Source organism: Bifidobacterium tibiigranuli (assembly GCF_022655035.1).
Lineage (GTDB): Bacteria > Actinomycetota > Actinomycetes > Actinomycetales > Bifidobacteriaceae > Bifidobacterium > Bifidobacterium tibiigranuli_A.
On the sequence record NZ_JALCUA010000006.1, the window covers coordinates 75,599 to 101,978 of the forward strand.

The 26,380-nt window shown below is 61.3% G+C and carries 18 protein-coding genes and 1 tRNA gene; 5 read left to right on the forward strand and 14 right to left on the reverse strand.

Annotated elements, in window-relative coordinates; all coding sequences use genetic code 11:
- Positions 1 to 5 precede the first annotated feature (5 nt).
- From LKK40_RS07440 to LKK40_RS07470, 7 genes are all read right to left on the reverse strand, one after another.
- Positions 6 to 1,058, reverse strand: coding sequence for an anchored repeat-type ABC transporter ATP-binding subunit (locus LKK40_RS07440; protein ID WP_304310090.1), 1,053 nt, complete (start codon positions 1,056 to 1,058; stop codon positions 6 to 8).
- Positions 1,055 to 2,656: an anchored repeat ABC transporter, substrate-binding protein gene (locus LKK40_RS07445; RefSeq protein WP_304310091.1), complete on the reverse strand. Its 1,602-nt coding sequence runs from the start codon at positions 2,654 to 2,656 to the stop codon at positions 1,055 to 1,057. Before LKK40_RS07445 ends, LKK40_RS07440 begins: the two co-directional genes overlap by 4 nt.
- Positions 2,656 to 5,331: a choice-of-anchor M domain-containing protein gene (locus LKK40_RS07450; protein WP_304310092.1), complete on the reverse strand. Its 2,676-nt coding sequence runs from the start codon at positions 5,329 to 5,331 to the stop codon at positions 2,656 to 2,658. Before LKK40_RS07450 ends, LKK40_RS07445 begins: the two co-directional genes overlap by 1 nt.
- 92 nt (positions 5,332 to 5,423) lie before the next feature.
- Positions 5,424 to 6,641 carry a TIGR03773 family transporter-associated surface protein gene (locus LKK40_RS07455; protein WP_304310093.1) on the reverse strand — a complete coding sequence of 406 codons (1,218 nt, stop codon included), beginning with the start codon at positions 6,639 to 6,641 and terminating at the stop codon, positions 5,424 to 5,426.
- Between the two features lie 403 nt (positions 6,642 to 7,044).
- Entirely contained in the window at positions 7,045 to 9,120 is a 2,076-nt protein-coding gene (locus LKK40_RS07460; protein WP_304310094.1) for a choice-of-anchor M domain-containing protein, read from the reverse strand.
- Positions 9,121 to 9,444: 324 nt separating this feature from the next.
- A complete protein-coding gene (locus tag LKK40_RS07465; protein ID WP_304310095.1) occupies positions 9,445 to 12,795 on the reverse strand; it encodes a choice-of-anchor M domain-containing protein in 3,351 nt (1,116 codons plus the stop codon).
- 423 nt (positions 12,796 to 13,218) lie between these two features.
- Entirely contained in the window at positions 13,219 to 13,983 is a 765-nt protein-coding gene (locus LKK40_RS07470; RefSeq protein ID WP_304310096.1) for a hypothetical protein, read from the reverse strand.
- A 1,576-nt stretch (positions 13,984 to 15,559) separates the two neighbouring features.
- Here LKK40_RS07470 and LKK40_RS07475 point away from each other — a divergent pair.
- Together LKK40_RS07475 and LKK40_RS07480 are read left to right on the forward strand one after the other, a co-directional pair.
- On the forward strand, positions 15,560 to 15,721 hold the full coding sequence (locus LKK40_RS07475; RefSeq protein WP_304310097.1) for a hypothetical protein: 162 nt from the start codon (positions 15,560 to 15,562) through the stop codon (positions 15,719 to 15,721).
- Between the two features lie 100 nt (positions 15,722 to 15,821).
- A complete protein-coding gene (locus LKK40_RS07480; protein WP_304310098.1) occupies positions 15,822 to 16,193 on the forward strand; it encodes a hypothetical protein in 372 nt (123 codons plus the stop codon).
- Positions 16,194 to 16,450: 257 nt separating this feature from the next.
- Here LKK40_RS07480 and LKK40_RS07485 read toward each other — a convergent pair.
- From LKK40_RS07485 to LKK40_RS07495, 3 genes are all read right to left on the reverse strand, one after another.
- A tRNA-Gly gene (locus tag LKK40_RS07485) sits at positions 16,451 to 16,524 on the reverse strand.
- Positions 16,525 to 16,633: 109 nt separating this feature from the next.
- Positions 16,634 to 17,203 (reverse strand): holo-ACP synthase, encoded by a 570-nt coding sequence (locus LKK40_RS07490; protein WP_304310099.1) that lies wholly within the window; start codon positions 17,201 to 17,203, stop codon positions 16,634 to 16,636.
- 72 nt (positions 17,204 to 17,275) lie between these two features.
- Positions 17,276 to 19,090: an alpha-amylase family protein gene (locus LKK40_RS07495; protein WP_304310100.1), complete on the reverse strand. Its 1,815-nt coding sequence runs from the start codon at positions 19,088 to 19,090 to the stop codon at positions 17,276 to 17,278.
- A gap of 543 nt (positions 19,091 to 19,633) precedes the next feature.
- Here LKK40_RS07495 and LKK40_RS07500 point away from each other — a divergent pair.
- Complete coding sequence (locus LKK40_RS07500) at positions 19,634 to 20,128, forward strand: cupin domain-containing protein (RefSeq protein ID WP_304310101.1); 495 nt, start codon at positions 19,634 to 19,636, stop codon at positions 20,126 to 20,128.
- A 494-nt stretch (positions 20,129 to 20,622) separates the two neighbouring features.
- Here the strand turns inward: LKK40_RS07500 and LKK40_RS07505 are convergent, their stop codons facing one another.
- Positions 20,623 to 21,018, reverse strand: a complete 396-nt coding sequence (locus tag LKK40_RS07505) for a VOC family protein (protein ID WP_304310102.1) — start codon at positions 21,016 to 21,018, stop codon at positions 20,623 to 20,625.
- A 137-nt stretch (positions 21,019 to 21,155) separates the two neighbouring features.
- Here LKK40_RS07505 and LKK40_RS07510 point away from each other — a divergent pair, with 137 nt between their 5' ends.
- Positions 21,156 to 21,596, forward strand: a complete 441-nt coding sequence (locus LKK40_RS07510) for a MarR family winged helix-turn-helix transcriptional regulator (protein ID WP_304310103.1) — start codon at positions 21,156 to 21,158, stop codon at positions 21,594 to 21,596.
- Positions 21,597 to 22,279: 683 nt separating this feature from the next.
- Here the strand turns inward: LKK40_RS07510 and istB are convergent.
- From istB to LKK40_RS07525, 3 genes are all read right to left on the reverse strand, one after another.
- Positions 22,280 to 23,065: an IS21-like element helper ATPase IstB gene (istB, locus tag LKK40_RS07515; protein WP_024464705.1), complete on the reverse strand. Its 786-nt coding sequence runs from the start codon at positions 23,063 to 23,065 to the stop codon at positions 22,280 to 22,282.
- Positions 23,062 to 24,522, reverse strand: coding sequence for an IS21 family transposase (gene istA / locus LKK40_RS07520; RefSeq protein WP_024464706.1), 1,461 nt, complete (start codon positions 24,520 to 24,522; stop codon positions 23,062 to 23,064). The genes istB and istA overlap by 4 nt, the downstream gene beginning before the upstream one ends.
- Positions 24,523 to 24,624: 102 nt before the next feature.
- Positions 24,625 to 25,209 (reverse strand): MFS transporter, encoded by a 585-nt coding sequence (locus LKK40_RS07525; protein WP_304316276.1) that lies wholly within the window; start codon positions 25,207 to 25,209, stop codon positions 24,625 to 24,627.
- Between the two features lie 306 nt (positions 25,210 to 25,515).
- On the opposite strand from LKK40_RS07525, the gene LKK40_RS07530 reads away from it, so the two are divergent.
- Positions 25,516 to 26,229, forward strand: a complete 714-nt coding sequence (locus LKK40_RS07530) for a DUF5067 domain-containing protein (protein ID WP_304310120.1) — start codon at positions 25,516 to 25,518, stop codon at positions 26,227 to 26,229.
- Positions 26,230 to 26,380: the final 151 nt, after the last annotated feature.

The window sequence follows — 26,380 nt, forward strand, 5'->3', positions numbered from 1 at the left end:
ATCCTTCAGTCGTGTGCGATTGCGGCGGTCGGTGTGGATGAAGCGGGCGACGCGGCCGAGGAAGCCGCTGCAGTCGAGCCGCGTGAGCCAACCAAGCCAGCACCATCCTTGCGCTGCAAGGTCTGCACGGTCTGCTCGACCACGGCGAGCAGCGGGTTGTCGGGGCGTATCGAGAACGTGGAGCGCCACAGCTCGGGGTCGTTGAGCTCCTGGGGAGTGCCGTCGGCGACGACCGTGCGGTTGAGCAGCACGATGCGCGAGCATGCTGAGACCGCGCCCGCGATGTCATGCGTGCTCATGATAAGCGTCTCGCCTTCACCGGCCAATGTAGCGAACAGCTCGGAAAGCAGCTCCTGCGTAGGCATGTCGAGGCCGGTAAACGGCTCGTCAAGCAGCAGCACCGTGGGCTGCAGCGCCAAGGCCCGGGCGACGAGCACGCGCTGGCGCTGGCCGCCGGAGAGATCGCCCACCGGGCGGTCGCGGAACTTGGTCATGCCGGTGCGGTCGAGCGCCTCGATGGCCGCGATGTAATCCTTCTCCCCGGGCCTGCGGAACCAGCCAATCGTCTTGACCCGCCCGAGCACCACCGTGTCAAGCACGCTGATGGGGAAATCCCAGGCGAACTGCTGGCGCTGCGGCACATAGCCGATATGCTTGCGCGCGTTCTTCGACGTGTCGCCGCCGATGGCAATAGAGCCGGAAACGGTGGGAATGAGGTGCAGAATCGAACGCAGCAGCGTGGTCTTGCCCGCGCCGTTCGGACCGAGCAGGCCGACCAGTTCACCGGCCGCAGCGCTCATCGTCACGTCGTTGAGCACACGCCGCCCAGCTAGGTCGACGTTGAGCTTGCTGACGGAGATAACCGGTGCCGCGCTCACGGTTGAAACGGGGCTTTTGCCCCCAGCCGAACCAGCGCCCGAGCCTGCATCCGAGCCCACTGCCGGACCTGTACCCGCATGCCTGCCGACACCCGCGCCCACGGCCAACCCAGCGCCCGAACCCACGCCCGTATTCACCCCGGCGGCCGCGTGCTTACTCGCGTTTGTACTCTTGCTCATGAAAGGCACTCCTTGAGGATATTCGCGTTGTAACGCATCATGTCGATATAGGTGTTGACTTTGCCGTCGAAGGTATCGCCGTAGATCGGGCACACCTTGATATGGTTCTCGTCGGCCACCTGCTGCAGCACGGAGGAGCGCGAGCGCAGGTTCGGTTCGAGGAAGACGGCGGGAACTTTGAGGTTGCGCACGGTCTGGGTGAGCTTCTTGCGGTCGACGAGGCTGGGTTCGGTGGCTGGGTTCGGCGTCACGAAGCCGGCGATTTTCACGCCGTAGGCCTGCCCGAGGTAGGCGAAGGCATCGTGCGTGGTGACCAGCAGCCGTCGCGAAGGCGGTATCTGGTTGATGGTCTTGCGCACGTAGTCGTCGGTGGCGGCCAGCTTGTCGGTGTAGGCTGCGGCGCGCTGATGGTAGTACGCGGCATTCTTGGGGTCGACCTGCGAGAGCTTGTCGGCGATGGTCTGCACGTAGGCGATGCCGTTGCGCACGTTCTGCCACAGGTGCGGGTCGATGTCGCCGTGCACATGCGAGCCGAGGACGGCTTGCGGCAGCAGGTAGATCTGGTCGCGCGGGTTGCCTAGGAAGCGGTATTCGCTGCCGGCCGGGATTTCGTGCAGGGCCTTGTTGGGCACTTCCACCACGACGTCCTTGGGTGCGTAATAGTCGCGTTCCAAGTGCGTGGCGGAGGATTTCTGCTGGTTGTCGGCGCGGTAGATGAAGCCGCCTTTGTCCATATCCACGGCCAGATCGGCGTGTCCTGCGTCCAGTACCTTGGTCGCGCCGAGTTTCTGCGCGACCGCCTGCGAGTTGACGCCGACGGCGAAGACCATCGTGGTCGAGCCGAGCGTGATGGGCGGGGCGTCGTCGCTGACTTTGAGTCTGGCTTTGAGGCCGAGCTTGTAGACGCCCGGCTTGCTGAAGCCCCAGCTCAGGTGCGTGTGCGCCTCGGTGGGCAGGCTGACTTTGTCTTTGCCGTCGAAGCCGTCCGCCGAATTGAAGTAGATGCTCACGTCACCGAAGCTTCCGGTCAGGTAGGCCGTGAGCTGTCCCGGGCCTTGCATGCCGGTGGCGGTGAGCTCGACTTCGGAGCTGCGCTTGGCGCCGTACTGCTCGCCTGCGCCCTGCACGGCGAGGCCGAGCCAGACGGTGTCGAGCGAGACGTCTTCGACGAGCGGTATCACTTCGGCCGCGTGCTTGACGCTGCTTTCGGCCAGTCCTACATCGGGCACGCCGGGGCGCAGGTTGGCGTCGAGCGCCTTGATGATGCTGTGCTCTTCGAGCAGCATGTAGTTGCTGAAGGCCACATCCGCGTAGACGATATCGCGTATCTTGCGCAGCGAGGGCTCGTAGCTGTGCGGGTCGGCGTTGTCGGGCACGATGGCGCTGACATTCGCCTTGTCGCCGGCGACGTTGGAGACCAGGTCCTTCAGTATGCCGGTGGTGGTGACCACGTTGAGCTTGCCGTTGTGCGGGTTGCTCGAATCGAAGTCGGAGCACGCCGCCAGCGGCAGCAGCACGGCAGCGCTCACCAGTGCCGCGAGGCACCGGCGAAGCTGGACGCGCAGACTGCGCGCCTTGCCGGAATTCCCGAATATCATCACGGCAGCACCACGCGGCGTCGCAGGATGAATGGCGCGGCCGTGGCCACTGCGGCCAGCGAGCCGCCCGCCACGGTGAACGCGGCGGCGGCGAGCACCGGATGCCGGGCGAACATGCTGGACATCTTGCCTGCAACAGAGTCAGGGTTGATGCCCAGGGCATCGTCCAGCGCCTTGGCGGCGGCCTCTTCCTTGGCCTTGGCTTTGGCGGCTGCGGCAGCTGCGGCCTGGGCGGCCTTCTGCTCCGCTGCCTGCTCGGCAGCCTGCTTGGCGGCCTGCGCTGCGGCGGCCTTGTCGGTCGACGGCACCTGCTGGGCCGGAGGCGCGGTCTGCACGCCGCTTGCCGCGCTGGTGACGGCGTTGCACGAGATCGGCATGGCCTTGGGGTCCTTGTTGCCCACGGTCATGTAGATCGTCTCGGTGTCCGAGCCAAGCGAGGTGGCGTAGGTCATGGTGATCTTGTAGTAGCCCTCGGCGCTGAAGTCCCAGTTGGCGTGGGTGTGGGTGTTCTTCGACATCTGGAAGGTGTGGGTGCCGTTGCTGTCGAGGATGGTGGTGTCGGGCGCGCCCAGGTTGCCCTGGGTCCAGATGCGCATCGAGCCGGGGCCTTCGAGCTTGTCGAGCGTCCAGGTGACCGGTATCTCGCGGCTGGACAGGAACTGGTTGTTCCACCCCAGCCAGATGAGGTCCTGCTGCTGCGTCTGCGGCACGCTCCACCCGCGCGAGGTCTTGGCGCCGGGCTTGAGCCAGAGCATCACGCTCGACGGCGTGCGGCGCACATGGTCTCCGGTCACATCCTCCTGCACGACCATCTTCATGCTGTTGACGCTGGGCGAGTAGGCTGCGATGTCGATATGGCCGTGGTCGAGCACGAACATATTCGACGAGGTGCACGAGGCCTGGCCGCCGCCGTTGCCCTGCTGCGCAGCCGTGTTTTTGCCGCCGCCATTGCCCGCGGCAGCGCCAGAGCCACCACCATTGCCCGAGCCGCCATTGTTGCCGTTAGCGCCATTGCCGCCGATAATGCCGCCGTTCCCGCCGCCATTGCCCGAGCCGCCGCCTTCGATGCCGCCGTTCGGCACTGATGGCACGTAGGGTGCGGCACCGGTGGTCGTCGGCACGCTCAGATCGGCCGTGCCGACCTGCGTGCCGTTCGCATCGCGCACGAGCAGCTGGTAGTCGCCGGGGTAGGCGGGCAGCGGCACGGCGAGCGAGTCCGCATTGTCCGCGCGGATCCAACGGCTGGTGATGGCGCGCTGGTACATGGGCACGGCGCTGCTATGGCTCTGATCGACCTTGCGCAGCACGTCGGCGAACACCGGCTGCCCGGCAAGCCTGCCGTCGGCCAGCTTGACCGGCACCGTGGCCTGATCGGAGGCGATGGCGCCCACCGAGGCGACCCCGGCATGCGCGTCCTCAAGCGTGCTCACCGCACGTTGCGCGGCCGGCAGCGCGGCACCGGTGACATTGACCTGGAATTCGCCGGATGCCTGATTGGCGTCCTCGGCGTAGCGCGGCACGAAGGTCGCGCGTATCGGCACGCTGCCAGGCGCGGAGAACGAGGGCACAGTCAGCGTGGCCTGATTCTGCAGAACCTTCGCGTAGCCCAGCAGCGCCCCGGAGTCCTCGCGCTCGAATTGCACGTAGCCTTGCGGATACTCAAAGCCGTCTGAGCTCACGGTGGCCTTCAGGTCAACGGCCGAGCCGGTCGTGGCCGAGGCGTTCTCGCCAACAACGGCGACCTGCGCCGGAGCAGGAGTGCCGTTGCCCACATAGAACACATACTCCTGCGTGGCGGTCTGCGGCTTGCCATCCACGTCGAGCGTTGCCGACATGGTGTAGGCGTAGCGGCCGGGCTTGGTGAAGGCCCAGTTCATATGCTCGTGCTGCGGTATCGAGAGCACATGCGTGTTGGGGAAGCCGTAGTCCCGCTGCACATCGGGCGAGCCGAGCTGCTTGATGATGCCGCCGAAGGAGTCGGTCGACCACATGAACAGTTCGCCGGGGCCGTGGAAATGCTCCATTTTCATGGTGACTTTGGAAGAAGGGTTGATATGCGGATTGCCCTGGATGGCCTCGGTGCTGAATCCGGCCCACAGCACGCTCAGATCCTGCGTCTGGGGTATGTACCAGAAGTCGCCGCCATTCGTGGCCTTGTTGAGAAAGCCTAGGGCACCGCTCATCTTGGCCGAGGGCTTCTTCGCGTTGTCGGGCAGCACGAAGGCCGTCGTGTCGCTGTCGTAGCGCACGCCGTCGGCCGCGCCGTTGTAGACGTTGTCCGCCTTGGATTTCAGCACCAATTGCGGATTGCTGCCGTCGGTGAGGTACGTCGACATCGCGTCGGTGTGCACCCCTTGGATGGCGCAGCGGGTGTCGGAGGCCGGAGCGGTCGTCTCGGTGCCGCTTTGCGGATTCTTGTCGACATCGCGCGCGCCGTTGGCCTGCCCCTTGCACAAGGTGGAATTGGAGTTGGGGTTGGCCGGAGCGCCATCGGTGGCGGAGGCCTTGTTCGACAGACCGCTCAGGCCGCCGAATATCATCGCGACGGCCATCACGCCCACGGCTGCCAGCCGCATCGGCTTGGCGATGACGCGCTGGGCCGCGGCCCGCAGGTTGTGCGAGCCGGGTTTCGCGGTTCCGCCTGGCTGCTCAGGCGAAGATGAGTTGATACTCATAGTCCCTCTGTCTTTCTATCTCTCATTCGTTGCGTTGTCTTCTATGCACTGTTTTCGATGTATGCGTTGTCTGTGATATAGGAACAATGCCGTCACGAATTGCTTGGCTTCGGCCCTGCGGGATCGCCGCCCGGCTCTGGGCCGCTGGATGGCACGTCGGCATCGTCAGCCTTCGCCTTCGCATCTGGCTCGGCGCCCGACTCAGCACCCGGCTCAGCATCTGTCTGCGCCCAAGGCGTCGCGCTCTTGGCGGCAAGCTTCAGCTCAGCGGCACGCATGGCGGCGCGTTTGCTGCGCCGACCCTGTATCCAGACCAGCAGCACGATGATGAGTATGGCAAGCGCGACAAAGGCGACAATCACGCCAATCAGCAGCGTGGTCTGCGCCTTGTCCTGCTTGGCGAGAGCGGCGGCCTGCGCGGCTTCCTTCTGCTGGGCGAGCGCCTGCTGCTTCTGTGCTTCCTGCTTGGCCTTCTGCGCGGCGGCATCGGCTGCGGCAGCGGCGCTGTCCGGGTTGCTGGCCGCGTCGAAGGCGGTCTGCGGGTCAGTAGCATTGCCGACCGCGAAGCGCAGCGTGTCGGTGTCGCTCACATGCTGGCCGTTCTTCAAGTCGCCGGATGCGGTGATCTTGACCTTGTACACGCCCTGCTTGTGGAATATCCAGTTGACGTGGGTGTGGGCGTTGACTTCAATCCACGAGTTCTGCGGGTAGGGCTTCTTGTTCGTCCATACGAGCTGCGGCGCACCCATGTTGCCGTTTTCGAGGTACACGTCGAGGTCTCCCGGGCCTTGCACGCCGTCAAGCGAGAGAGTCATGCCGCGCTGCAGCTGGTCCATGACGCGCGGCTCCTGGGTGTTCCAGCCGACCCAGACCACATCGGGGTTCTGCGTCTGCGGGATGACCCACAGCGGCGTGCCCGGCTGCTCGCCGATGAACGAGTACGTGTCTCCGGACGGCATGGGCATGATGGCCTTGTCGTTCACATGCATGACCACGTCGCTGGGCATGCGCCAGTAGGAGACATCGCCGGTGTCGTCGTGGATCTGGATTTTCCATTTGCCGGTCGCCAGCGTCGGACCGAAGTCGATGTGGCCCTGTTCGAGCACCACATGGCCGACCCCTTGCTGCTGGTTCGGGTCGATGGTCTGCTGCAGATCGTCGCCGACGGCGAGCGCCGTGCCGGGCATGAGCATGCCCACGAGCAGCATGGCCAGCGCCATGAGACTGCCGAGTATGGACGCCATCGAGAGATGACGCTTGGTTTTGCCGTCCGCTGCGGTGCGGAGGAATGGTTCGTATGCTTGGTTCATCGCTTCTTCTGGGCTTTCGCGTGCAATCTCTCGCTGTGCTGTCATGAGCCGGGCGCTGCCGTGATGCCGGCATGCGGTCTGCATGTCGCACGCACGCTGCCCGGCCTGTGGCAGGTGCCGCCGCTCGGTTGGCCTCAGCGGCAGACGTTTGTTTATGTGGAATTGTGGTTGTGTGGATTATTTCGATGCTGAGGCGTATTGATGCCGCAGATTGCATGTTGCGTCACCACGGCTGAGTGGAGTCGCAAAGTGGGTAACGCCGTATGTCGCCTGCCCAAGAGCATGGCGTTTGCAAAAGGCACTGTGTAAAAAACACCGTGTCGAGAGACACCATGTAGAAACACTATGCTTGCAAACGTCTTGCTCTCAGGCAGGCGACATACGAGGCGTGTGCTATGCGGTCTCAGTCGTTGCGGCGCGTGTTGCGTAGCACGACGAGCGCGATGCCTGCCAGTGCGAACAGGGCCAGCAGGGCGGCTACCGGCTCGATCGAGGAACCAGTTGCGGCGAGCTTGTTGTTCGCAGCGCCTGGATTGGTCGGTGTTTGCTTGTTCGGTGCCTGCTGCTTGGGATTGGTCGGCGTGGTAGGCGTCTGCTTGTTGGGAGCAGCCGGGCTGACAGGAGCGGGCTTGCTCGGCTTAGTCGGCTTAGTCGGCTTCGTAGGAGTACTCGGAGCGGCCTTGGCCAGCGCAGTCTGCGCCTTGGAGAGCGCGGCAACCGCAGCGTTCACATCGGCCTGAGCAGCTTCAGCGTTCGCGCGCACTGCTCGCGCGCCAGTCAGCGAATCAGCGAAGGGCTTCCATGAATCAGCGGTGTAAGCCGATTCCTGATGCTTCGCGGCGGCATCGATGGCCGCATTCAGCGCGGTCTTGTCAGCCTTGGTTGGCTGGGGGTTCACAGAAACCTTCACAAGCTTTGCCTGCGCGGCGGCGAGTGCACTCACAGCGGAGTCTACCTCGGCCTGAGCGGCTTTAGTATTCGCACGAACCGACTTTGCAGCAGTCAGGGCATCAGCGAACGGAGTCCACGAATCAGCTGTGTAATCAGACTGCTTCAGCGGGGCTGCCGCAGCAATCGCGACATCCAGCTTCGACCAGTCAATCACCGGAGCCGGCTTCTTCAGGCCCTTCTGCGTATCCGTCAGCGCGGCAGCCGCAGCGTCGACAACCTGCTGCGTGGCCTTGGCGTCAGCCTGCACCGACTTGGCATCAGCAAAGGCCTTGGCGAACGGTGCCCACGAATCAGCCGTGTAATCAGACTGCTTGAGTGCAGAAGCAGCGGTAACAGCCTTGTCCAGAGCAGTCTTGTCAGCCTTGGCCGGGGCAGGGGCAACCTTGACTAGTGCTTTCTGAGCGTCGGCGAGAATACTGGTCACATTATCGGCATCGCCTTGCGCGGCTGCAGGATTGTTGCGTATTCCCTTGGCATTGATAAGTGCCTCAGCAAATGGCGCCCACGACTGCGCCGTGTAATCAGGCTGCTTCAACTTGCCCGCCGAAGCGATTGCTGCATCAAGCGCAGTCCAGTCGACCGGGGGCGTGGCCTCTTCCAGCGCGTCCCATGCATCGTTAAGCGTCGAAACCGCATCATCTACTGCCTGCTGTGTGGCGTTCCCATCGGCTTGTATCTTCTTTGCATCGGCAAGGGCTTTGGCGAACGGTGCCCACGAATCAGCCGTGTAGTCGGACTCCTGCATATAGTCTGCGGCTTCAATCGTACCTTTCAGCGTGGTTTTGTCTGCTTTCGGCACATCGCCCACTACGAAGGTGAATACATGCGATTCGCTGGTCAGCGAGAACTTGTCAGCCGCGCGCGTGACCTTGCTGTGCACGGTGAGCTTGTAGGTGCCGGCCTTGGTGAAGGCCCAGTTGATGTGCTGGTGGGCGAGAATCGGCTGGACGATGGTGTTCGGCAGCGCGTACTTGCTGTTGGCCATGACCGAGGCCGGAGAGCCCCAGTCGTTGATGCTCCACATGAGCACCTTGCCGCCCGCCGGAGCCTGAACCTTTTCGATCACATTGTCGCACGACGCATCATTGAGGTTCCCGATGCCCAGCGCAGGCGCGGCACCCATTGAATCCCAGCCGGGCCAGATGAGATTCTGGTCCTGCGTGAGTGGGAGATAGTAGAAGCTGTTCGTCAACCCGTCGTTGATGATGTCCTGGTACGCAGGCTTGGCCGCGTCGGGAAGCGTCATCTTCGCTTGCTCCTTGACCTTGAGAGTCACGGATTCAGGCTCGCGCAGCACGCCTGAACCGGTGACGTCCTCCTTGAGCACCATGCGAATCTGGTTTTTACCGGTGCTGATGAGATTGAAGGCATCGATATGCCCCGTCTCCAGGGTGACCGGGCTGTTTTTGACGGTGCTTGAGTCGACATAGTCGGCGGCGCTGGCCGTTGGCAGCACGGAAGCGGCAAGCCCCGTAGCCACAATCAAGCCAAGCAGGGAGGCCCCTACCCGTCTTCTTATTTTCACCATAATATGAATTCCTTTCTTCATCGCTATCTAGCATGATAACGATTACTATTACTTAAATAAACACCGCTTATTGGACATTTCGATGGAATTTTAAACAGATAATCAATCGAAAAATCGGCTTGTTTATTGACTTGCGGCCACTATCTGTTGAATATCGATATATTTTTCGGCGATTCCATCGAAAGTTACCGATATCTGTTGAAGACCGAATTGAGGGACGAATGAATACGCAAACAAATCGCAGCGCATCGTCCGCCCTAGATACCTCGATAGCCCGGGTTCAGATATCGACCTGAACCCGGGCTGTCAGAGAGTGGCTAGCGGCTACTTGCGCCTCGATTTGGCGATGACGGCCAAAGCAACGCCCGCAAGGACGAGCACAGCGGCGAGCACGCCGAATATCGCGACGTTCGATCCGGTGGCGCTCAGCTTCTCGCCGTTGGTGGAGTTGCCGACGTTATTGGCGTTCTTGCCAGCGTTCTGCGAACCCTTGCTGCTGGGGGCAGTGCCTTTAGGCGAGGTGCCATTCGCGCCGTTGTTGATCGGAGCATTGCCATTAGCTGCAGGCGTGCTCGGCTTCGTCGGCTTAGGTGTCGGACTGGGCGCAGGAGCCGGAGCAGCCTTCACCAGCGCGGCCTGTGCCTTGGTCAGCGCGGCAACCGCAGCATCGACATCAGCCTGCACAGCCTTAGCATCAGCCTGAACCGACTTCGCCGCATCAACCGCCTTCGCGAACACAGCCCACGAATCGGCCCTGTAGTCGGATTGCTTGAGCTTGCCAGCCGCGGCAACCGCCGCGTCAAGCGCAGCCTTGTCGGCCTTCACCGGAGTCGGAGCAGGCGCAGCCTTCACCAGGCCATCCTGCGCCTTGGTCAGCGCGGCAACCGCAGCATTGACATCAGCCTGCACAGCCTTGGCATCACCCTGCACGCCCTTCGCACCGGCAACCGCCTTGGCGAATGCGGCCCACGAGTCGGCCGTGTAGTCGGCTTCCTTGAGCTTGCCAGCCGCGGCAACCGCCGCGGCAAGCGCGGTGCGGTCGACGACGGTCGGCTGCTGCGCATCCTTAAAGCAGGTATCCGGGTTGATCTTCTTCACGTCGACCTTGCCCACGGCGACCGGCAGCGTGAAGCTGTCGGAGACCGGGGTGCCGTCGGCGAGCGTGGTCGAGCGGGTGAACGCCAGGCAGTACGTGCCCTGCTTGCTGAAGGCCCAGGAGCCGTGCACATGCGCGTTCTTCGCGATCGTCATGCTGGCCTTGTCCGGCTTGCCGTTCCGTGCGCTCATGAGCACGCTCGGCGCGCCGAGCTGCGACTCGTACAGCGTGAAGTCGCCCGGGCCTGCGTATTTATCCAGCGTCCAGGTCATGTCGCTGCCCATCTGGTCGGCGGGGATGTCCTCGGTCGACCAGCCCGGCCACAGCAGCCCTTCCACCTGAATCTGATTGACCTGGTAGATGGGGTCCCCTGCCTTGCCTAGGAAGGAGAAGAGGCTGTTGCCCGGCACCTTTGTCTGCGAGGCCGGCAGCAGCTGGAAGACCGTACCGTTGCCGTTGTTCACATCGCTGCGCATGCCGCTGCCCAACGACGCGGAGCCGGCGAGCGGATGGTAGCTGGGGATGTTCGAGGTCGTCGTGTCCTTGATCCAGGTCTCCAGGGTCTTGCCCTCGATGCGGCTGGCCACATCCACATGCCCGTTGTTCAGGATCACCGCGCCCGAATCGGTCAGCGAGCCGTTCGGCACGTTCACGCTGGGATCGACGCTCTCATTGCTGCCGCCGTTGTCGGGCCCGCGAGCCTCCTGGCCGCGCGAGCACGACGTGACCTTCGACATGTCGATGTAGTCCGCGCTCTTGGGGTCGTCGCTGCCCGCCACCAGCGTCAGCGTGTACTGCCTCGACTGCACCGCAGCGGACGCGCCCTTCGGCGTGGCCGAAGCGGTCACCGGCACGCAATAGACCCCAGGCTTCGAGACTCCATCTATAAAGTCGCTCCTGGCCCACGGCTGATCATGCGCCACGAAGCCCTCGGGCATCTTCGTGAAGTCAAGCCCGATCTTCCCGACATCGCCCGGGCCGGAAACCTTGCCCAAGGTGAGCTTCACCTCACCATCAGCCGCGGAAGGGGCGATGCGCGTGAAATCATAATTCATATAGGAGCCGCCTACGCTTGAGAAAGAATAGACTCCATCGGCATCGCCAATGGTGCTGTGCAGTATCACGTCATCAGGATTGTAGACATGCGAAGGCGCGTTCCAATTGGTACGTGTCTCGTTGACCATGTCGAGCGCGCCATTGTTGAAGTACGGCTGCAGGTCCGACAGGGACTGGCTCAGCGTCACGGGCTTGCTCACGGATTCCGCATTCGGCGTGGGCTTCGTATTCACCACGGGCTTCACGTCCCGGTCGCAGGGAACCACCTTCGACGGGTCGACGCCCGCCGCAATGGTCAGCTGGCCCGCGCCCGAATCCACCGTGCCGTCCTTGAGCACCGCCGTGGTCTGCACTGCAAGGCAGTAGCGCCCCGGCTGGGTGAAGGCCCAATCCATATGCGTATGCCCGGGAATCTTCAGCGACTGCGGCATCGGACGAGACGAATCGAACATTATGTCATATGCGTCGTTCATCCCCGAACTGACGAAGATGAAGGCTTTGCCGTCCTTCGGCGCGGCGCTCACACCGGTGAAGGTGAGATTGGGGTAATCCTGCAAATCAGTTTGCAGATTCCAGTTGCCCGTCGCCAAACCCGGCCAGAGATATTTGTCCTTATTCGCCCCAGAGCCGTCATACCAGTAGAACGGGGTGCCCGGCTTGCCAATGAACGAGAAGTCATAGCCCGGCGTTGTTGCAGGCACTGTAGTCTTCTGCGTCCCCGCCATCACCATGTTGTAGGTCGACGTGTAGTCATCGGCCCCATCGCCGTTCGAATCGCCGTACAGGCCGATGTTCAAGTCATGCGAACCGCTGCTCTTCGGCCACGTGCGCAAATCATAATGCCCGTGGTCCAGCACCGTGATCCGCTCAGGATCCTGCGCCTGCGGGGAATCACCCACCGGCTCCTGCGCGCAGGTCTGCACCGTGCTCGGCATATCTCCGGCCACAATCGTATAGGTCGCATGCCCAATATGCAGCGTATGGTTCGGTTTCGCCTGATCTTGATACTGCGCTTGCACTGTCAGGCAATATGTTCCAGGCTTGGTAAAGACCCACCCCGCATTGGAATCATTATCGCTCACACTGGTGGCTATGGGGTCTTGCTTGGCTCCGGAGGCAAGCTGCTGCGAATCCCAGTTGATTGTGCGATTACGTATCACATCATGGGAGACCATACGCATCTGGCCCCCTTGTGGCACTCCTGCCTTCACCAAACTCATTGGACTATCAGAGAATGTCAGATTAGTGCCATTGGAAGCAGGGCCCACTGACCCGTCAGCCCATGACATCTCATTGGGCATATTAGAGGCATTGGTGATGTCCAGCAGCATGCGCGTGGCCGGATTGCCCACATAAGTCTGACGTTCTGCAGTGCTTAGCCAACCGTTGCCATCCAAGTCCGGTGCACCATCAGGAAGCACGTATTGGCCGTTGGTGTCCTTCTCCGCGTCTCCTATGTGGATGACAGTATCGGTCGCAGGAGTCCACGTGGCGTTCAGTTGCCCCTGATCGCCCCGCTTCATCACCCCGAGCGTGAAGTCTTTGAATGTTGCCTGAGTTCGCCCATCGATTTTTTTTGTTGAGTTTCCATTGAATTTTGGCGACAGTGATAAATCACCACTGTCTAATACCGTCGGTCCAACCGGTTCCGCCGCTTGGGCGGAAATAGCTAGCCCAGTGACTGATATGCCCATTGCCGTAGCCAAGACCGCTCCGGCGACACGTTTCATCAGCAAGCCTGCACCATTGCGGTTCATAGGCTCTTCCTTTTCTTCTGCAATATAATTTACAAAAGCGGTGCAACCCACATAGGGCTGCACCGCCCTCTGATGTATTGTTGATTTCGGCATGCGCAATGCGCACTATGCCCTGAAAATGGAATAGGTGGGCGAGTTGCATAGCAGCTCGCCCACCTCATGTACTGCGTTATTCAGATGTGCAATACATCAGTTCTGAACATCGAAACGGTAGTACACAGCGCTGGAATCTGCGATTCCCTGTGCACCGTTCACTGTGGCCGTCACCTTGAAGGTGTACTGCCCGACCTTGTTGAAGGTGAATTGCGGGTGCTGGTGCACCGCTTCCTCATTGTTAAGCACAGGATAAGTCAGCACGAAGGGGCTAGCGGCCGTTCCAGAGCCCGAAGCACCGCTAATCGCTACAGTACCGCTCTGTGGAGCAGTAGCGACCTGCAGCTTGTAGCTCAGGTTCTTGCCAGCCAGCAGAGGCACAAGGCTCTTGCCGACGACAGCAGTGCCAGCGCGGTTTTGAACATCAGTACCCGCAGCAGCGAATCCGGCGTAGAGCAGTGTGTTCAGCAGGGCAGGAGTAGGCTCGGCACTCGGAATCACCCAAGTGCTGCCGACCTTGTTGCCAGCGCCCACAACAGACGTGTACTGGGCGTTGCCAGTCGCAGAGCCCGCGTTAACTTCGGCGGTCGTGTAATAGCCCTTAGGGTAGCCCCACGCGGCGTTATACCCGTCTTCATCCACGTTCGTGCCGAGCTGCAGCTTATTGCTTGCGGTATTCAGCGACGTGAAGAAGGTGTCGACGTGGCCGACTTGGAAGCTGCCAACGGTTCCGGCGTTCGCCGTTGCCGCACCCATACCCATGCCGAGTGCCGCGACTGCGGCCACAACGGCCGAAATCAGGCGGCGAGAACGCTTCGGCGCGGTCTTAGTGGATTGCTTGGTTGAATTAAAAATGGTCATAATGTATGACCCTTTCTATTTTCCTTATATAAAAGCCGCACGGCGGTATGCCGTGCAACCCGTGGTCTCTCCGCAGAAGCCGCAAGGTTTCCCCTCCCGAACCACGTCGTAAACCCCCAGGCGCGGCGTGCCTCAACCTTCGAAGCACCTTCTGCCGATTGACCTCGTTGTCAGCAACCATAACCGTAACTGAAATACTAACAGTAACCGTTATCGTTTCCAACAACGGTTCTCACTATACTCGCCCCGCAGACAATCGCAAGCCCCTCCCCCAGCTTTTCCTAGCTTCGTCTACTACCAGCTGCCCTGCAGGGCGTGTCGCGGGAACGCCCCGACGTGCTCAGTGCCACAGCCAACCACATGCCGATAACCCGCGAACCACCATCGTCTCGAAGCCCATAACCCAGACACGGCCACTGGCAGGAATGCGCCACTGACCGCAACTCATCAGCGATTTTGTTCCAGTAGCCCATGTAGCCACCCATGCAACTGGCAGGGATATGCCACTGACCGCAACTCAGCGGCCCTTCCGTTCCAGTAGCTCTCGTCAGCCGGCAACCACTGCACCAACCGCAACCGAAATGCACCAAGCATGCGTAAGGCCCCCGAACCTCAACGGTTCGAGGGCCTCACGGCTTAGCAGGGGATGGATAAGAAAGGCTAAGAAACCACCCCACCGGATTCGGATCGTTCCCAAAGTCTTAGCTTGGCGGCCTAGATACGGGAACGTTTTGCAGCGCCTCATCCAGTATCTCCATCATAACCGACCGACACGCTCCGGTCACGCCGTCTAGCAGATATGCGTAAGGCCCCCGAACCTTAGCAGTTCGGGGGCCCCGCGGACTAACAGGGGATGGGCAAGAAACCACCCCGCCGGATTCGGCAACGTTCCCTGAAAGTTCTTAGCGCCTGCCGAGAGTGTCGGGAACGTGTGGAAGTGCCGTGTCCAGCATCTCCATCATAACCGATACAGCACCAACTAAAACCCGGTTACAACCAACACGTTTGGCTCATACCCCGCTGCGCCCAATCCAACCCAACCAAAGTGCGCCAGACATACGTAAGGCCCCCGAGCTATACAGCTCGGGGGCCCCGCGGACTAACAGGGGATGGGCAAGAAACCACCCCACCGGATTCGGCAACGCTCCCTGAAAGTTCTTAGCGCCTGCCGAGAGTGTCGGGAACGTGTGGAAATGCCGTGTCCAGCATCTCCATCATAACCGATGCGGGGAGTTATAGGTCAGAAAACAGTCCCAACCCCCAAATGGCCTATAACCCCCTATAACCCACCCATACATACACGAAGGCCCCCGAACTATACAGCTCGGGGGCCGCGTGATCCTATAAGGGGATGGATAAGAAACCACCCCACCGGATTCGGACCGTTCCCAAAGTCTTAGCTTGGCGGCTTGGATACGGGAACGTTTTGCAGCGCCTCCTCCGATATTTCCATCTTAACCGATACTCTGGAACATGTCGAGAAAGCTCTTTTGCAGGAGCAGAACCGACCGCCCGGCAATAGCCGGGCGACACGACCGCGTCCTCGCGGGCGTGGTCCTATGAGAAAGGCATTATCATGCCTGATAGGAATGAGGAGCCGCATGGCGGTTCCGTGTTGTGGCTCTTGGCAGTCCTCGTGATTGTCATCGCGGCCAAAGTGGATTCCACTGTGGCCGACATCACCACGCTGGCAATAGCCGGCTGGGCGATGAAGACCCATAGCGCAGGCCGCAACTAGCGGCACACTCAGCCGCCCCGGCCGCAAGACCGGGGCGGTCTCTCATGGCCGTCCAGTACAACAAGGAGCTCGAGGCGAAGTTCGGAAAGGACTGGTGGAAATGAGATACGAAGTGCAGGTGACGCGGGACGAGGACGCGTGGATGGTGGACGTGCCGCAGGTGCAGCGCGTCACCGAGGCGCTGAGCCTGAAGGAGGTCGATGTCATGGCACGCGACCTGATCCACATCATGACAGGCGAGGAGCCGGAAGCCATCACCCTAGACGTGCATGTGCTGCTGCCCGATGCCGTGCAGGAATCGATAGACACCGCGAGGCACCAGCGCGAGCTGGCCGAAAGCTCGGCCCGCCTGGCCGTTGCGGAAAGCCGCCAGGCTGCCAAGCAGCTGCACGGCATGGGCGTGACATTGTGCGACATCGGAATGACGCTGGGCATCTCCTACCAGCGCGCCCACCAGCTCGTCAACGCCTGAAAACCCACGCGGTAAAAATGTACTAAGCTCCTAGCGGTTGATAATTCAAGCAGGTCCCGTCACTGTTATCCTGAGTGACGCGGCAATTGCCCTAATCATCCTGTTTGCCTGGGCTTGTTTTCTGGCCTATATAATTCTGGCCCAATATAACTCGAAAACCAATGACTGAAGCTGCAAAGCAGAGCGAAGACTGTCCGGCCCGAATACGACTGCGGCCGGGAACCCTTGCGATGACTGGGTTTCCGGCCGAAAAACCGTGGAGCGGATGACGGGAATCGAACCCGCGTAATCAGTTTGGAAGACTGAGGCTCTACCATTGAGCTACATCCGCGTGGGACTGCTCGTGTGCACCGTCCGAAAACCGCAGCGCCGGCTTTCCAGACCGACTGCACAACAAACAACCTGAGTCATTATACATGGATTGCGTCATTGAGCAACCTTTATGCAAGTCCCAACGTAACTACGGCGGAGGCTATCGGGCCGTCATGACTCAGGGAGATATGCCACTGCAAACCCTTACCCTGTGCCGCCGCGCCCGGTTCGGCCACACCCTGCGCCGCCACACCATGCCCCTTTACACCCTGCGCCGCCGCCGGTGCGGTCACATTCTGCCCCTCTACACCCTGCGCCGCCACAGACAGAGATTCCGCCTCAATCGCAAAACCGAGCGACTTGCGCAGCGTCGCCTCGACATCCGCTCTGAGCACAACGTGCGGCCGCGAGCGAGAATCGTCAAGGATCTCAATGCCGGCCCACGGGAAATCATCAAGCGTATAAGGGTTCGCAGCATCGCCAAGCGCCTCGCACCACGCCTTAAGTACCGCTTCCTTGCCAGCCCAGCGCGCGGCAAGATGTGCCGACTCGCTGTCGTGCTTGGTCTGCGCACGCATCGCGCACTGCCGTAGCTCGCGTGCAGAGAACAGCTCGCGCATGTGCGACCCCGGCTCGGCGAGCTGGCTGGCGAAGGCTGCGACATCGACCACGTCATGGCCTATGGCAATGAGTTCCATGCGCATGCCTTCTTTCTGCGTTTTCATCTGCCCTCTAAGCCATAGGACTCGAAGCCTCGACGGCAGCAAACTTCAGCGCCGCACCAGCTGCGCCTCATAGGCCCCGAGATCGGCGTCCATCGGCCCCATGATACCGTCGCTGCCGCCGAGCCACGCGTGCTGAGCCTGCCCGGTGAAGTTGAACAGGCCGACCAGCGTCTCGCCGTGCGACTTGCGTACGAGCGCGAACACCCCATCGTTATGCGCATCCCAGGTCGAAACCCATGCGTCCGGCGCGAAGCAGGGGTCGTCGCGCATCGAGCGCAGTTCCGCCATGCCATCCCACAGCCGGTTTTGCAACGTGCCAGATTCGCGGCGCAGCGCGGCCTTGCCCCAGTCGAAGCGGCTGCGATGCAGGTTGCGGCTGTCCTCGACGCGGTCGGGGTCCTCCTTGTAATCCCAACCGTTGAGCTGCGCGATCTCGTCGCCGCAGCTGAGCATGGGGAATCCGCGCAGGAAGGCCATCGCCTTGTGCATGAGCAGGTCGCGGCTCACCGCAGTTTCGAGCGCCGGCCTGTCGTGCGTGATCACCGCACGTTCGACGCCGCATAGGCTCGCCGTGGTGCCGCAGCTGCGCGCGTCGCTGCTCGCGGCATCGTAGTTGTACAGCTCCCCCATCGCCCAGCTGCCGGGCACCGCGCCCTCGTAGAAATGGTACAGAAACTCCTTGTGTTCAAGCGGGTCGATGCCCAGCTCGCGCTCCTTATCCTCGTCCAGCCCCCAGCCGATGTCGTCGTGGCAGCGCAGGTAATTCACGAACCAGCAGTTGGGCGGCAAGGCGTTGAGCGCATCGGTCTGCGCCTTGAGCAGCCGTGTGTCGCCGTTGGCGAGCGCGCTCCACAGGTTGACCATCATCGAAACGTTGTAGAGCATATGGCATTCGGGCTTCTCGGGCGTGCCGAAGTACGCGGCGAGCTCCTTGGGCGCCATCACGACCTCGCCCTTGAGCACGACGGCCGGGCATACGCATTCGAGCGCGATGCGCAGCATGCGCACGATGGCATGCACCTGCGGCAGATTGCGGCAGTTAGTGCCGAGCTGCTTCCAGATGTACGGCACTGCGTCGAGGCGCAGCACTTCGACGCCGAGGTTCGCCAGGTGCATGGCGCTGCTGAGCATGGCGACGAGCACTTTGGGGTTGCGGTAGTTGAGGTCCCACTGGAAGGGGTAGAACTGGGTCATCACCCATTTGCCCATCTGCTCGTTCCAGCTGAAATTGCCCGGCGCGGCGCTGGGGAAGACCTGCGGCACGGTGCCGTCGAACTGGTCAGGCACCGTGCGGTCGTCGTAGCAGAAGTAATACGACTGGTATTCGGGGTCACCCTCCTGCGCGCGCTTGGCCCAGCGGTGCGTGGAGGCGGTGTGATTCATCACGAAATCGAGGCACAGACTGATGCCGGCCTTGCGCAGCTTGGCCGTCAGCGCCGCCAGATCCTCGTTCGTGCCGAATGCCGGGTCGACGTTGTCGAAGTCCTCGACCGCGTAGCCGCCGTCGTTGTGCGGATGCGGCATCTGCAAGATCGGCATCAGGTGCAGGTAGGTGAGCTGCTGCTCCTTTAAATACGGTATGCGATCGGCGAGCGCGTTGAGGCTGCCGGCGAACAGATCGGAGTACATCGTCATGCCGAACATGTCGCCGCGCTTGTACCATTCCGGGTCGGCCTCGCGGGCCTTGTCCAGCTCGCGCAAGTCGCCCGGCCGTGCGGCATAGGCCTCGGCCATCGCCTCTTTCAACGCATCGAGCGCTGATTGGTCGTCATATAGCCCCATGAATAACTGGTCGAGTTCATCGCTGCGTTCAGCGAGTCGCGTGCGGAAAACGTCGTCGGCCTGCGCTGCATATCCCATGGGAAACTCCTTCGTTTCAGCTCTATGCCCACCAGTGTATCGCACAACAAGCGCCCGATAAAACCGGTTTGACGTACGCGGAGGCGTTAAGCGCATACGGTGCCACCGATAACCGACATACTGCCCCTTTTGTGACGCTATCTAGTGCATCAGCGTCACAAAAGGGGCAGCGTCTCTCGGGCAGTGCCCCTTTTGGGCCTCTTAGCCGCCTTAACCGTCACGAAAGGGGCATTGCTATCCACGCTATCCACGGTGCCGTCTCGGTATTCGTCGACATAATGCCACCTCAGCAACGCTTCCACATATAAGGTCATATAAGCACATATAAATTTTCGACATCCTTTGTGCCAATCGCCAAATTGCCCAAAAAGACTGCAATGACGCGGTTTCTTCGATAACCCGAATTTTCGCGAAATAAGATATAAGAACTTATAAGGCCGTATAAATTCGCATGCCTGTTCTCTCACCGTGCAACAGCGTTAAGCGAACAGCCAGTACAGTGTTTGCTAGGCTGTACAGCCAGCATATATAAGGAGTAATCAGATGAACGACGACAAGCAGGAGCGCAAAAGCCGCAATAGCCGCAATAACCAAGAGGACGCATGCGCCTACGAGGATGACCGCGCATGCGGCTGCGGGAGCGGGCATCAGGCCGATGCCCATGCGCACGCTCCGGCCCATGTGTCAGGAGGCGTCGATCACCCGGCGACAAAGATGCATATGAGCGAGGTCGAGGATCTTCCGTCCCTGGTCAGCATCCAGCCGGAAGCCACGGTCTCGCGCACCGTGCTGAGCGAAGACGGGCTGCGCATCGTCCTGTTCGCGTTCGACAAGGGCCAAGTGCTCACCGAGCATACCGCGGCCATGCCCGTCATGCTGCAGGTGAGCGAAGGGCGTCTGCTCATCACGGCCGACGGCCGCGACACCGAGCTCGTGCCCGGCAAGGTAATCTATTTCAGCACCCGGCTGCCGCACACCGTGGAAGCGCTCGAGCCCAGCAAAATGATGCTCTCGATGTTCGACACCCGCCAGCACTAGCCATTATTCGCCGTCCGGCCCGCTCTCCCCCGATTCGCAAACTCAGACTCTTCGCGAACTCATCGAACATCTCAGGAAATCTCGCACAGTCCTCAATGTGAATTTGGTCCCTTCCGGGGGGCATTATTGATAAAAAGGGCAACTTTGCCCCCCCGGAAGGCCGCATTATTCGGCATCATATTGTTTGCGCGTTAAACCCCCTTACCGCCTATTGCGGTAGACGCATCAGGAGACGCCGATGCTCTGCTTGAACTGGACGGAGAAGTGATGCCCGTCGGAGAAAGGTGACGGCGACCATCTGCACCATCGGCCGCCGCCCATTTGGCAGCTGCGCATATCAAGACTCGATTTTTCGCATCCCCGTGGCATGAGACGCAGCCCGGAGGAAGTTCTGTAGCAATGCGACGACGGCACCATGACAGCCACGACAGCTTGATTCTTTCTTGCTTTGCGAAGGTTGAACCGGGCAGTGGCAGTGAAGATGGTGAGCCGGGTCAGGCTTTGTCGTGCATGGTCACGGTGTAGCCATCGGGGTCAAGGAACGAGAAGGTGACGCCGAAGGGGCCGTCGAAGGGCTCCTGGACAATCGTCACGCCCGCTTCTTCCAGCTTGTGGTGCAGGGCGCGGGCGTCCTGGCAGTGGAACCAGACTCCGATGCCGGCGCCGAGCTGACCCAGCGCGTCGAGATCCACGCCCGGGAACGGGTTGCGCACGGCAAAGGCGACCGGTCCATCGGCGAAGACGACGGCCTGGGGGTTGGGCGCGGGCAGGCGCGTAAGGCCTACAGTGTGCTCATAGAAGTCGGCGGAGGAGCGAAGGTCGCGTACTTGGAACGAGATGAAGTCGGGGCCTTGCGTGGCGGTGGCGGCGGTGGTGGCGGTTGTGCTCATGGTTCATGCCTTTCATGGGGTGGCGGCGGACGGGTGCGGGGTTGGATCGCGCCCGACTGTCGGTTTACGTCAATATATTGACATAAATCGCTTTATTTGTCAAGATATTGACATGAGGATGTTGTATGAATGAAGGTATGAGAACATCGCATGATCCCAGTCCGGGCGAGCTCGGCGTGCTCGTCAAAGCGACCCAGGCCCTGCTCAACCAGCGCATGGACGAGGCACTGCGGCCGCTGGGCCTGACCGTCCCGCAGTACGCATGTCTGAGCAATCTGATCGACGAGCCGGGCATCACCAGCTCGGAATTGGCCAGGCGCAGCTTCGTGTCGCGCCAGTCCATGAACGTCCTGCTCCAGGGTCTCGAACGCGCCGGGCTCGTGCAGCGCTCCGAGCAGCCAGGGCAGCGCCGTGAGAAGGCCGCCCAACTGACCGGCCGCGCCGAAAGCCTGTTCGCGCAGGCGGACAACGCGGTGCAAGCCGTGGCCAGGCGCATGACCGCTGGCCTCGGCAAGGCGCAACGTACCGAGCTGTTCGCGCTGCTCACCGCCTGCGGTGACGCACTCAGCGAGGAATAGGCCCCGCCTGCATCGGCACGACGCCCGATATCTACCACCACGCTCATAACCCTCACTCAATCACGCTGTTCACGCCTCGGAATAGCAGGAAGCGTCAAGTCTTGCATCTACTGAGCCGTTAAGCGGAGAGCCCGGTGGGCTCTCCGTAGGCGAGGTGAGCAGCCGCTAAGGCTGCGAAGGATCCGAACATTAGCCTCAGTGCAAATCACACCTCAAAGTAACCTGAGGCGCCCAATCTTGCATTCGAATCGAGCAGCATGGACTTTTCGGCTTCATGTGCGAACGCGACCGACGCCGGCCGCGAACCTGACCGCCCAAGGCCTTGGGCGCAGACCGCTTGAACCGTCCCTAGACGTATAAGCACTCTCCTTCACTGCGCGGAGACAGGACGTGGCTTCGGGGACGGCTTGGGGAGGAGCAGGGCGATCAGTGCGGAGAGCAGGCACAGACCGCCGCAGGCCAGGAGCGCGACCGCGTCGCCACGCAGCGCTGCGGTCGCTGCGCCACGAGTGGCGTGAGCGGCGAAGTACGACGAGGTTTGCGTGGCGGCGAGGGTAACGAGCGCGGCGATGCCAATTGTGTATCACCATGTCAAGTTGTGCGGGAAAATCACCAGATTTGAGCAGTGGTAGCGCCTGTTTTGTGCAGGGTTGGCGGTTGCTGTCGTCCTTGGTTGTTTTTGGTTATTTCATGAGTGAGTGTGTGCTGCGGTAGGATTCGCCGTGGAAGCGGATGATCCTGCCGTGGTGGACGATGCGGTCGATGACCGCTGCGGCCATGTCGCCGTCGCCGAACACGTCGCCCCACCGGCTGAATTCGAGGTTGCTGGTGAAGACGATGCTCCTCCTTTCGTAGCTGTCGGCGATGATCTGGAACAGGAGTCTGGCTCCGTCGATGTCGATGGGCAGGTAGCCCAGCTCGTCGATGATCAGGAGCCTGTTCTTGCCGATCCGGTCGAGTTCGCGGTCGAGTCGGTTGTCTTGTTTGGCTTTGCGCAGCGTCATGATCAGTGCCGCGGCGGTGGAGAACATCGTGGGGATGTTGTTCCTACATGCCTGTCTGCCCAAGGCGATGGCTAGGTGGGTTTTGCCGCAGCCGACGTCGCCGTAGAGCACGAGGTCCTGGGCGTGTTCGATGAAGTCAAGTGTGAGCAGGTTGCCTCTGCCCCAGTCGTCGGGGAATCCGGTCGTGCTCCAATCGTAGCCGTCGAGTTCTTTGGCTTGGGGGAAGTTCGCTTGTTTGAGCAGGCGCAGGCGTTTGGATTGCTCACGGCTGAGGTTCTCGGCCCGGAACAGGTCGGCCAGTAGGCCGAGCTGGCCCGGCGTGGCGTCCTGGACGGTGGCTTTGAGTACGTTTCTGGTCAACGGCAGGTTACGGGAGAGTTCCATAACCTCCTCGATGGTTGATTTGCTCACCGTTCGCCCGCCTCGCGGGCGGCTTGTGGATTCCTGCGTCGTCGTGTCGGTCATGCGTTCGTCTCCTTCATGAACCGGTCGTAGCGGGTCAGATCGGGGCCGTGGGGTTCGTCGTCGCTCTGGCCGACACGCCTGGCAGTCTGGTCGATGGCGGTGAAGGCGAGTTCGCGTCCGGATTCGAGAATCACACGGCATGCCTGGACGGTGGCGGCGAACCCGTGGGCCTGGCTTGATGTGGTGAGCTCCTTGAGAAGTCGTCCTCGATCCAGATCGTTCATCACGTCCAACGCCTCGCGCACTGTCTCGGGAAAGTCGCCGCGCAGCGGGCTTTCTCCCCAGCTTCTGGGTTTTCTGGCCAGCACGGGCAGGATTGACGCGGGATCAGCGGCCGTCACGGCGTTCCTGCCGTAGGCCCGGTCAAGTTGAACGATGCGCGTGCCGTCGGTGGCGCGGATCTCCACGTCGAAGGCACGCAACCCCACATGCACGGGCAGGTTGTGGTATTTCGCCCCGGCCAGGTAGCGGGCACCGTCCACCGTGACAATACCGAGGTTATCGGCATGACGCGTCTCCCAGCGCACCGGGTCGAACGATACGCCCGGCAGGGCGAGCATCCGCGCCTTGTCCTGTTCGAACAGGCCCTCGATCGTGCCCTCCTTGCGATAATGCGACTGGTGCGCTAATTCACCGCACCGGGCAAGCAACATGCGTGTCAACGTTTCAAGACTCTCCGCCTTGGGTATCGGCACCATCAGGTTGCGCCGCAGGAAACCGACCGCGTTCTCCACGCTGCCCTTCTCGTTGCCCGAATACGGGTTGCAGAACCTGACCTCACCAATCCGGTAGTGCGCCTGGAATGCATTAAACACGCGGGTCATGGTAATCTGCCGACCGAACCGGCGGCCGACACCGGTCGCGTTATCGAACACCAACACCCCGGGCACCCGACCGACCGCAGAGAACACACGGATCAGGCCCGTGCACACGCATTCGGCGTTCTCTCCGGGCAACGCCACGCAAAAGCGCATGTTCGAATACGGGAACGAGACCACCAGCACGTGCACGTCACGCTCCACGCCCGCGACCAACGCCCTAGCTAATCCGAAATCCACCTGCGCGGTCCCCGGCGCCCAATCCAGTTCCACGAACCCGTCCGATTCGGCGCGGTTCTCCTCCCGCCATCGCTTCATCCAGCGCTGCACCGACGAATACGAGCCGGCGAACCCCTGCTCCGTGACCAAACGGTCATACACGCGCCGCGCGGTATGACGCTGCTTGCGTGGCATCGACCGGTCCGCGCGCAGCCACGAGTCCACAACCCGGGAGAACGGTTCCACCCGGCTCCTAGACTGCTCCGGCCGCGCTTCGGGCCGGGGCGAGAAATCCTCCATATCCGCGTACTTCGCGACCGTGTTACGCGAGATCCCGAGCCGTTCGGCGATCGCCGAACGCGACAATCCCTCCATCTCGTACCTCCTGATATCCTGCCTGATGGGCATCGGTACCGTCATTCCTTCCCTCCCGAGAACCGTGAAAATGGTTGATAGCACTCGGGAATCTATCAGGACAACAGGCCGATGCCTTTCACATCAAGACACCACCGCCAAAACCGATCAAATCAAGCAATCACTCTGCCCAATTCCGGTGATGACCACGCACAAAACAAAACGATGATAAACACCAATCGCGGCGCCGAGCTGACGCGCGAGGCTGAACAGGCCGGATGCCAGGCCGGCGTCCTGCGGGGTGACGGCGGCGGTGGCTGCCCGTGTGGTGGCAATGACGGCGAAGCCGAGACCGATGCCGGTGACGATGAGCGGCCCGAGGATGTTCGCAGCATAGCTGGGGTGGGCGCCGAGCATGCCGAGCCAGCCGTATCCGATGGCCGCGATCACAAGGCCGATCGCGATCAGATGGCGCGCCTGGAAACGGTGCATGAGCTGCATGGAGGCGAAGCCGGAGATGACGGAGCTGAGCACGAAGGGGGTGAACGCCACGCCGGAGATGAGCGCGCCATTGCCCAGATCGCTTTGCAGAATCAGAGAGACGAAGAGAATCGAGGCGGTCAGAACCGTGCCGTTGAGGGCGAGAATGAGGAAGCCGGGGGCGATGCCGGGCAGACGGAAGATGTTGAGTCGCACAAGCGGCTGGGTTATGGCGGGGCCGTCTGATTCGTCTGACCGTCCAGCCCTGACCACCGTTCATTAGGTACTTTTCCCGACTAGCCGACTGAACGAAGGTTTCATGACCATTATCATGCTCCCAGAATCGGCGGAATTCTAACAATCATACGGAGTGCATGACAGGCTTGTACTTGGACAAGGGCCTAATGAACAGAAAAAGCACCTAATGAATGAGCATTATTGTGCCTGCATCAGGTGTAAATTGATAATGCATCCCATTGGGAGATGCATACGAAAAGAAAGAAGTGACAATGACTTACACCCCCCCCCGCGACATTTAACCCTCCGAGCCATCAAGCGCAGGACGGGCATGCGAGGCCGCTGAGCGCGCTCGCGGTATCTGCGCTGGTCCTCTCCATCATCGCCCTCGTCGTGTCCTGGGTGCCCATCGTCAACAATCTCGCATTCCTGATCGCCGCCATCGGATTGATCCTCGGCATCATAGCCATCGTCAAGACCTCCGCGAAGGGGCGGAAGCGCGGACGCGGGCTGGCGATCGCAGGCACCGTTCTCTCGGTTCTCTCGCTTGTTGCCGTGATCGCCACGCAGGGCATCTACGGCAATGCGATAGACAAGGCGACAGGTGGAAATGCATCCACATCGCAGTCCGCGCCCAAGGCCAAGGTGAAAAACACAGCCAAACCTGCGGCGACCCTCGGAGAGGGCGACATCGACAACGGGCAGTATCATATCAAGCTCGTCTCCGTAGTCAAAGGCCCAAATGACTATGAAGGCAAGCCCACTGTGGCCCTCACCTATGAGCTGACGAATGCCAAGGACTCCGATTCCAATATATTCGACGTGCACGTTCAGGCATTCCAGAACAAAGTCGGACTGGATACCGCCACATACTTGGACCAGACCCCGCAGGGATACGACCCCCAAGCAGAGATGAAGACCATCCAGCCGCATGGCAGTATTACCATCGTGGCGGGGTATGTTCTGAATGACCCGACGACTCCTATCGATGTCGTCGCCGCGGGCACAATGGATGCATCGGGGCAGAAGGTGTCTCAGACATACTCGCTGCAATAGCCTGGCATAACAGCTCCTCGTCCCGCTTCGCTTTGCGGAATGAGGGGCTTTTTCTGCAAAGCGGGACGCATGGGGGCGAGTGCGGCGCTCATGAATTTGTCGCAGACCCTTCGTACGCACTCGCGCCGCATTCAGCCTCGCATTCGAGCCG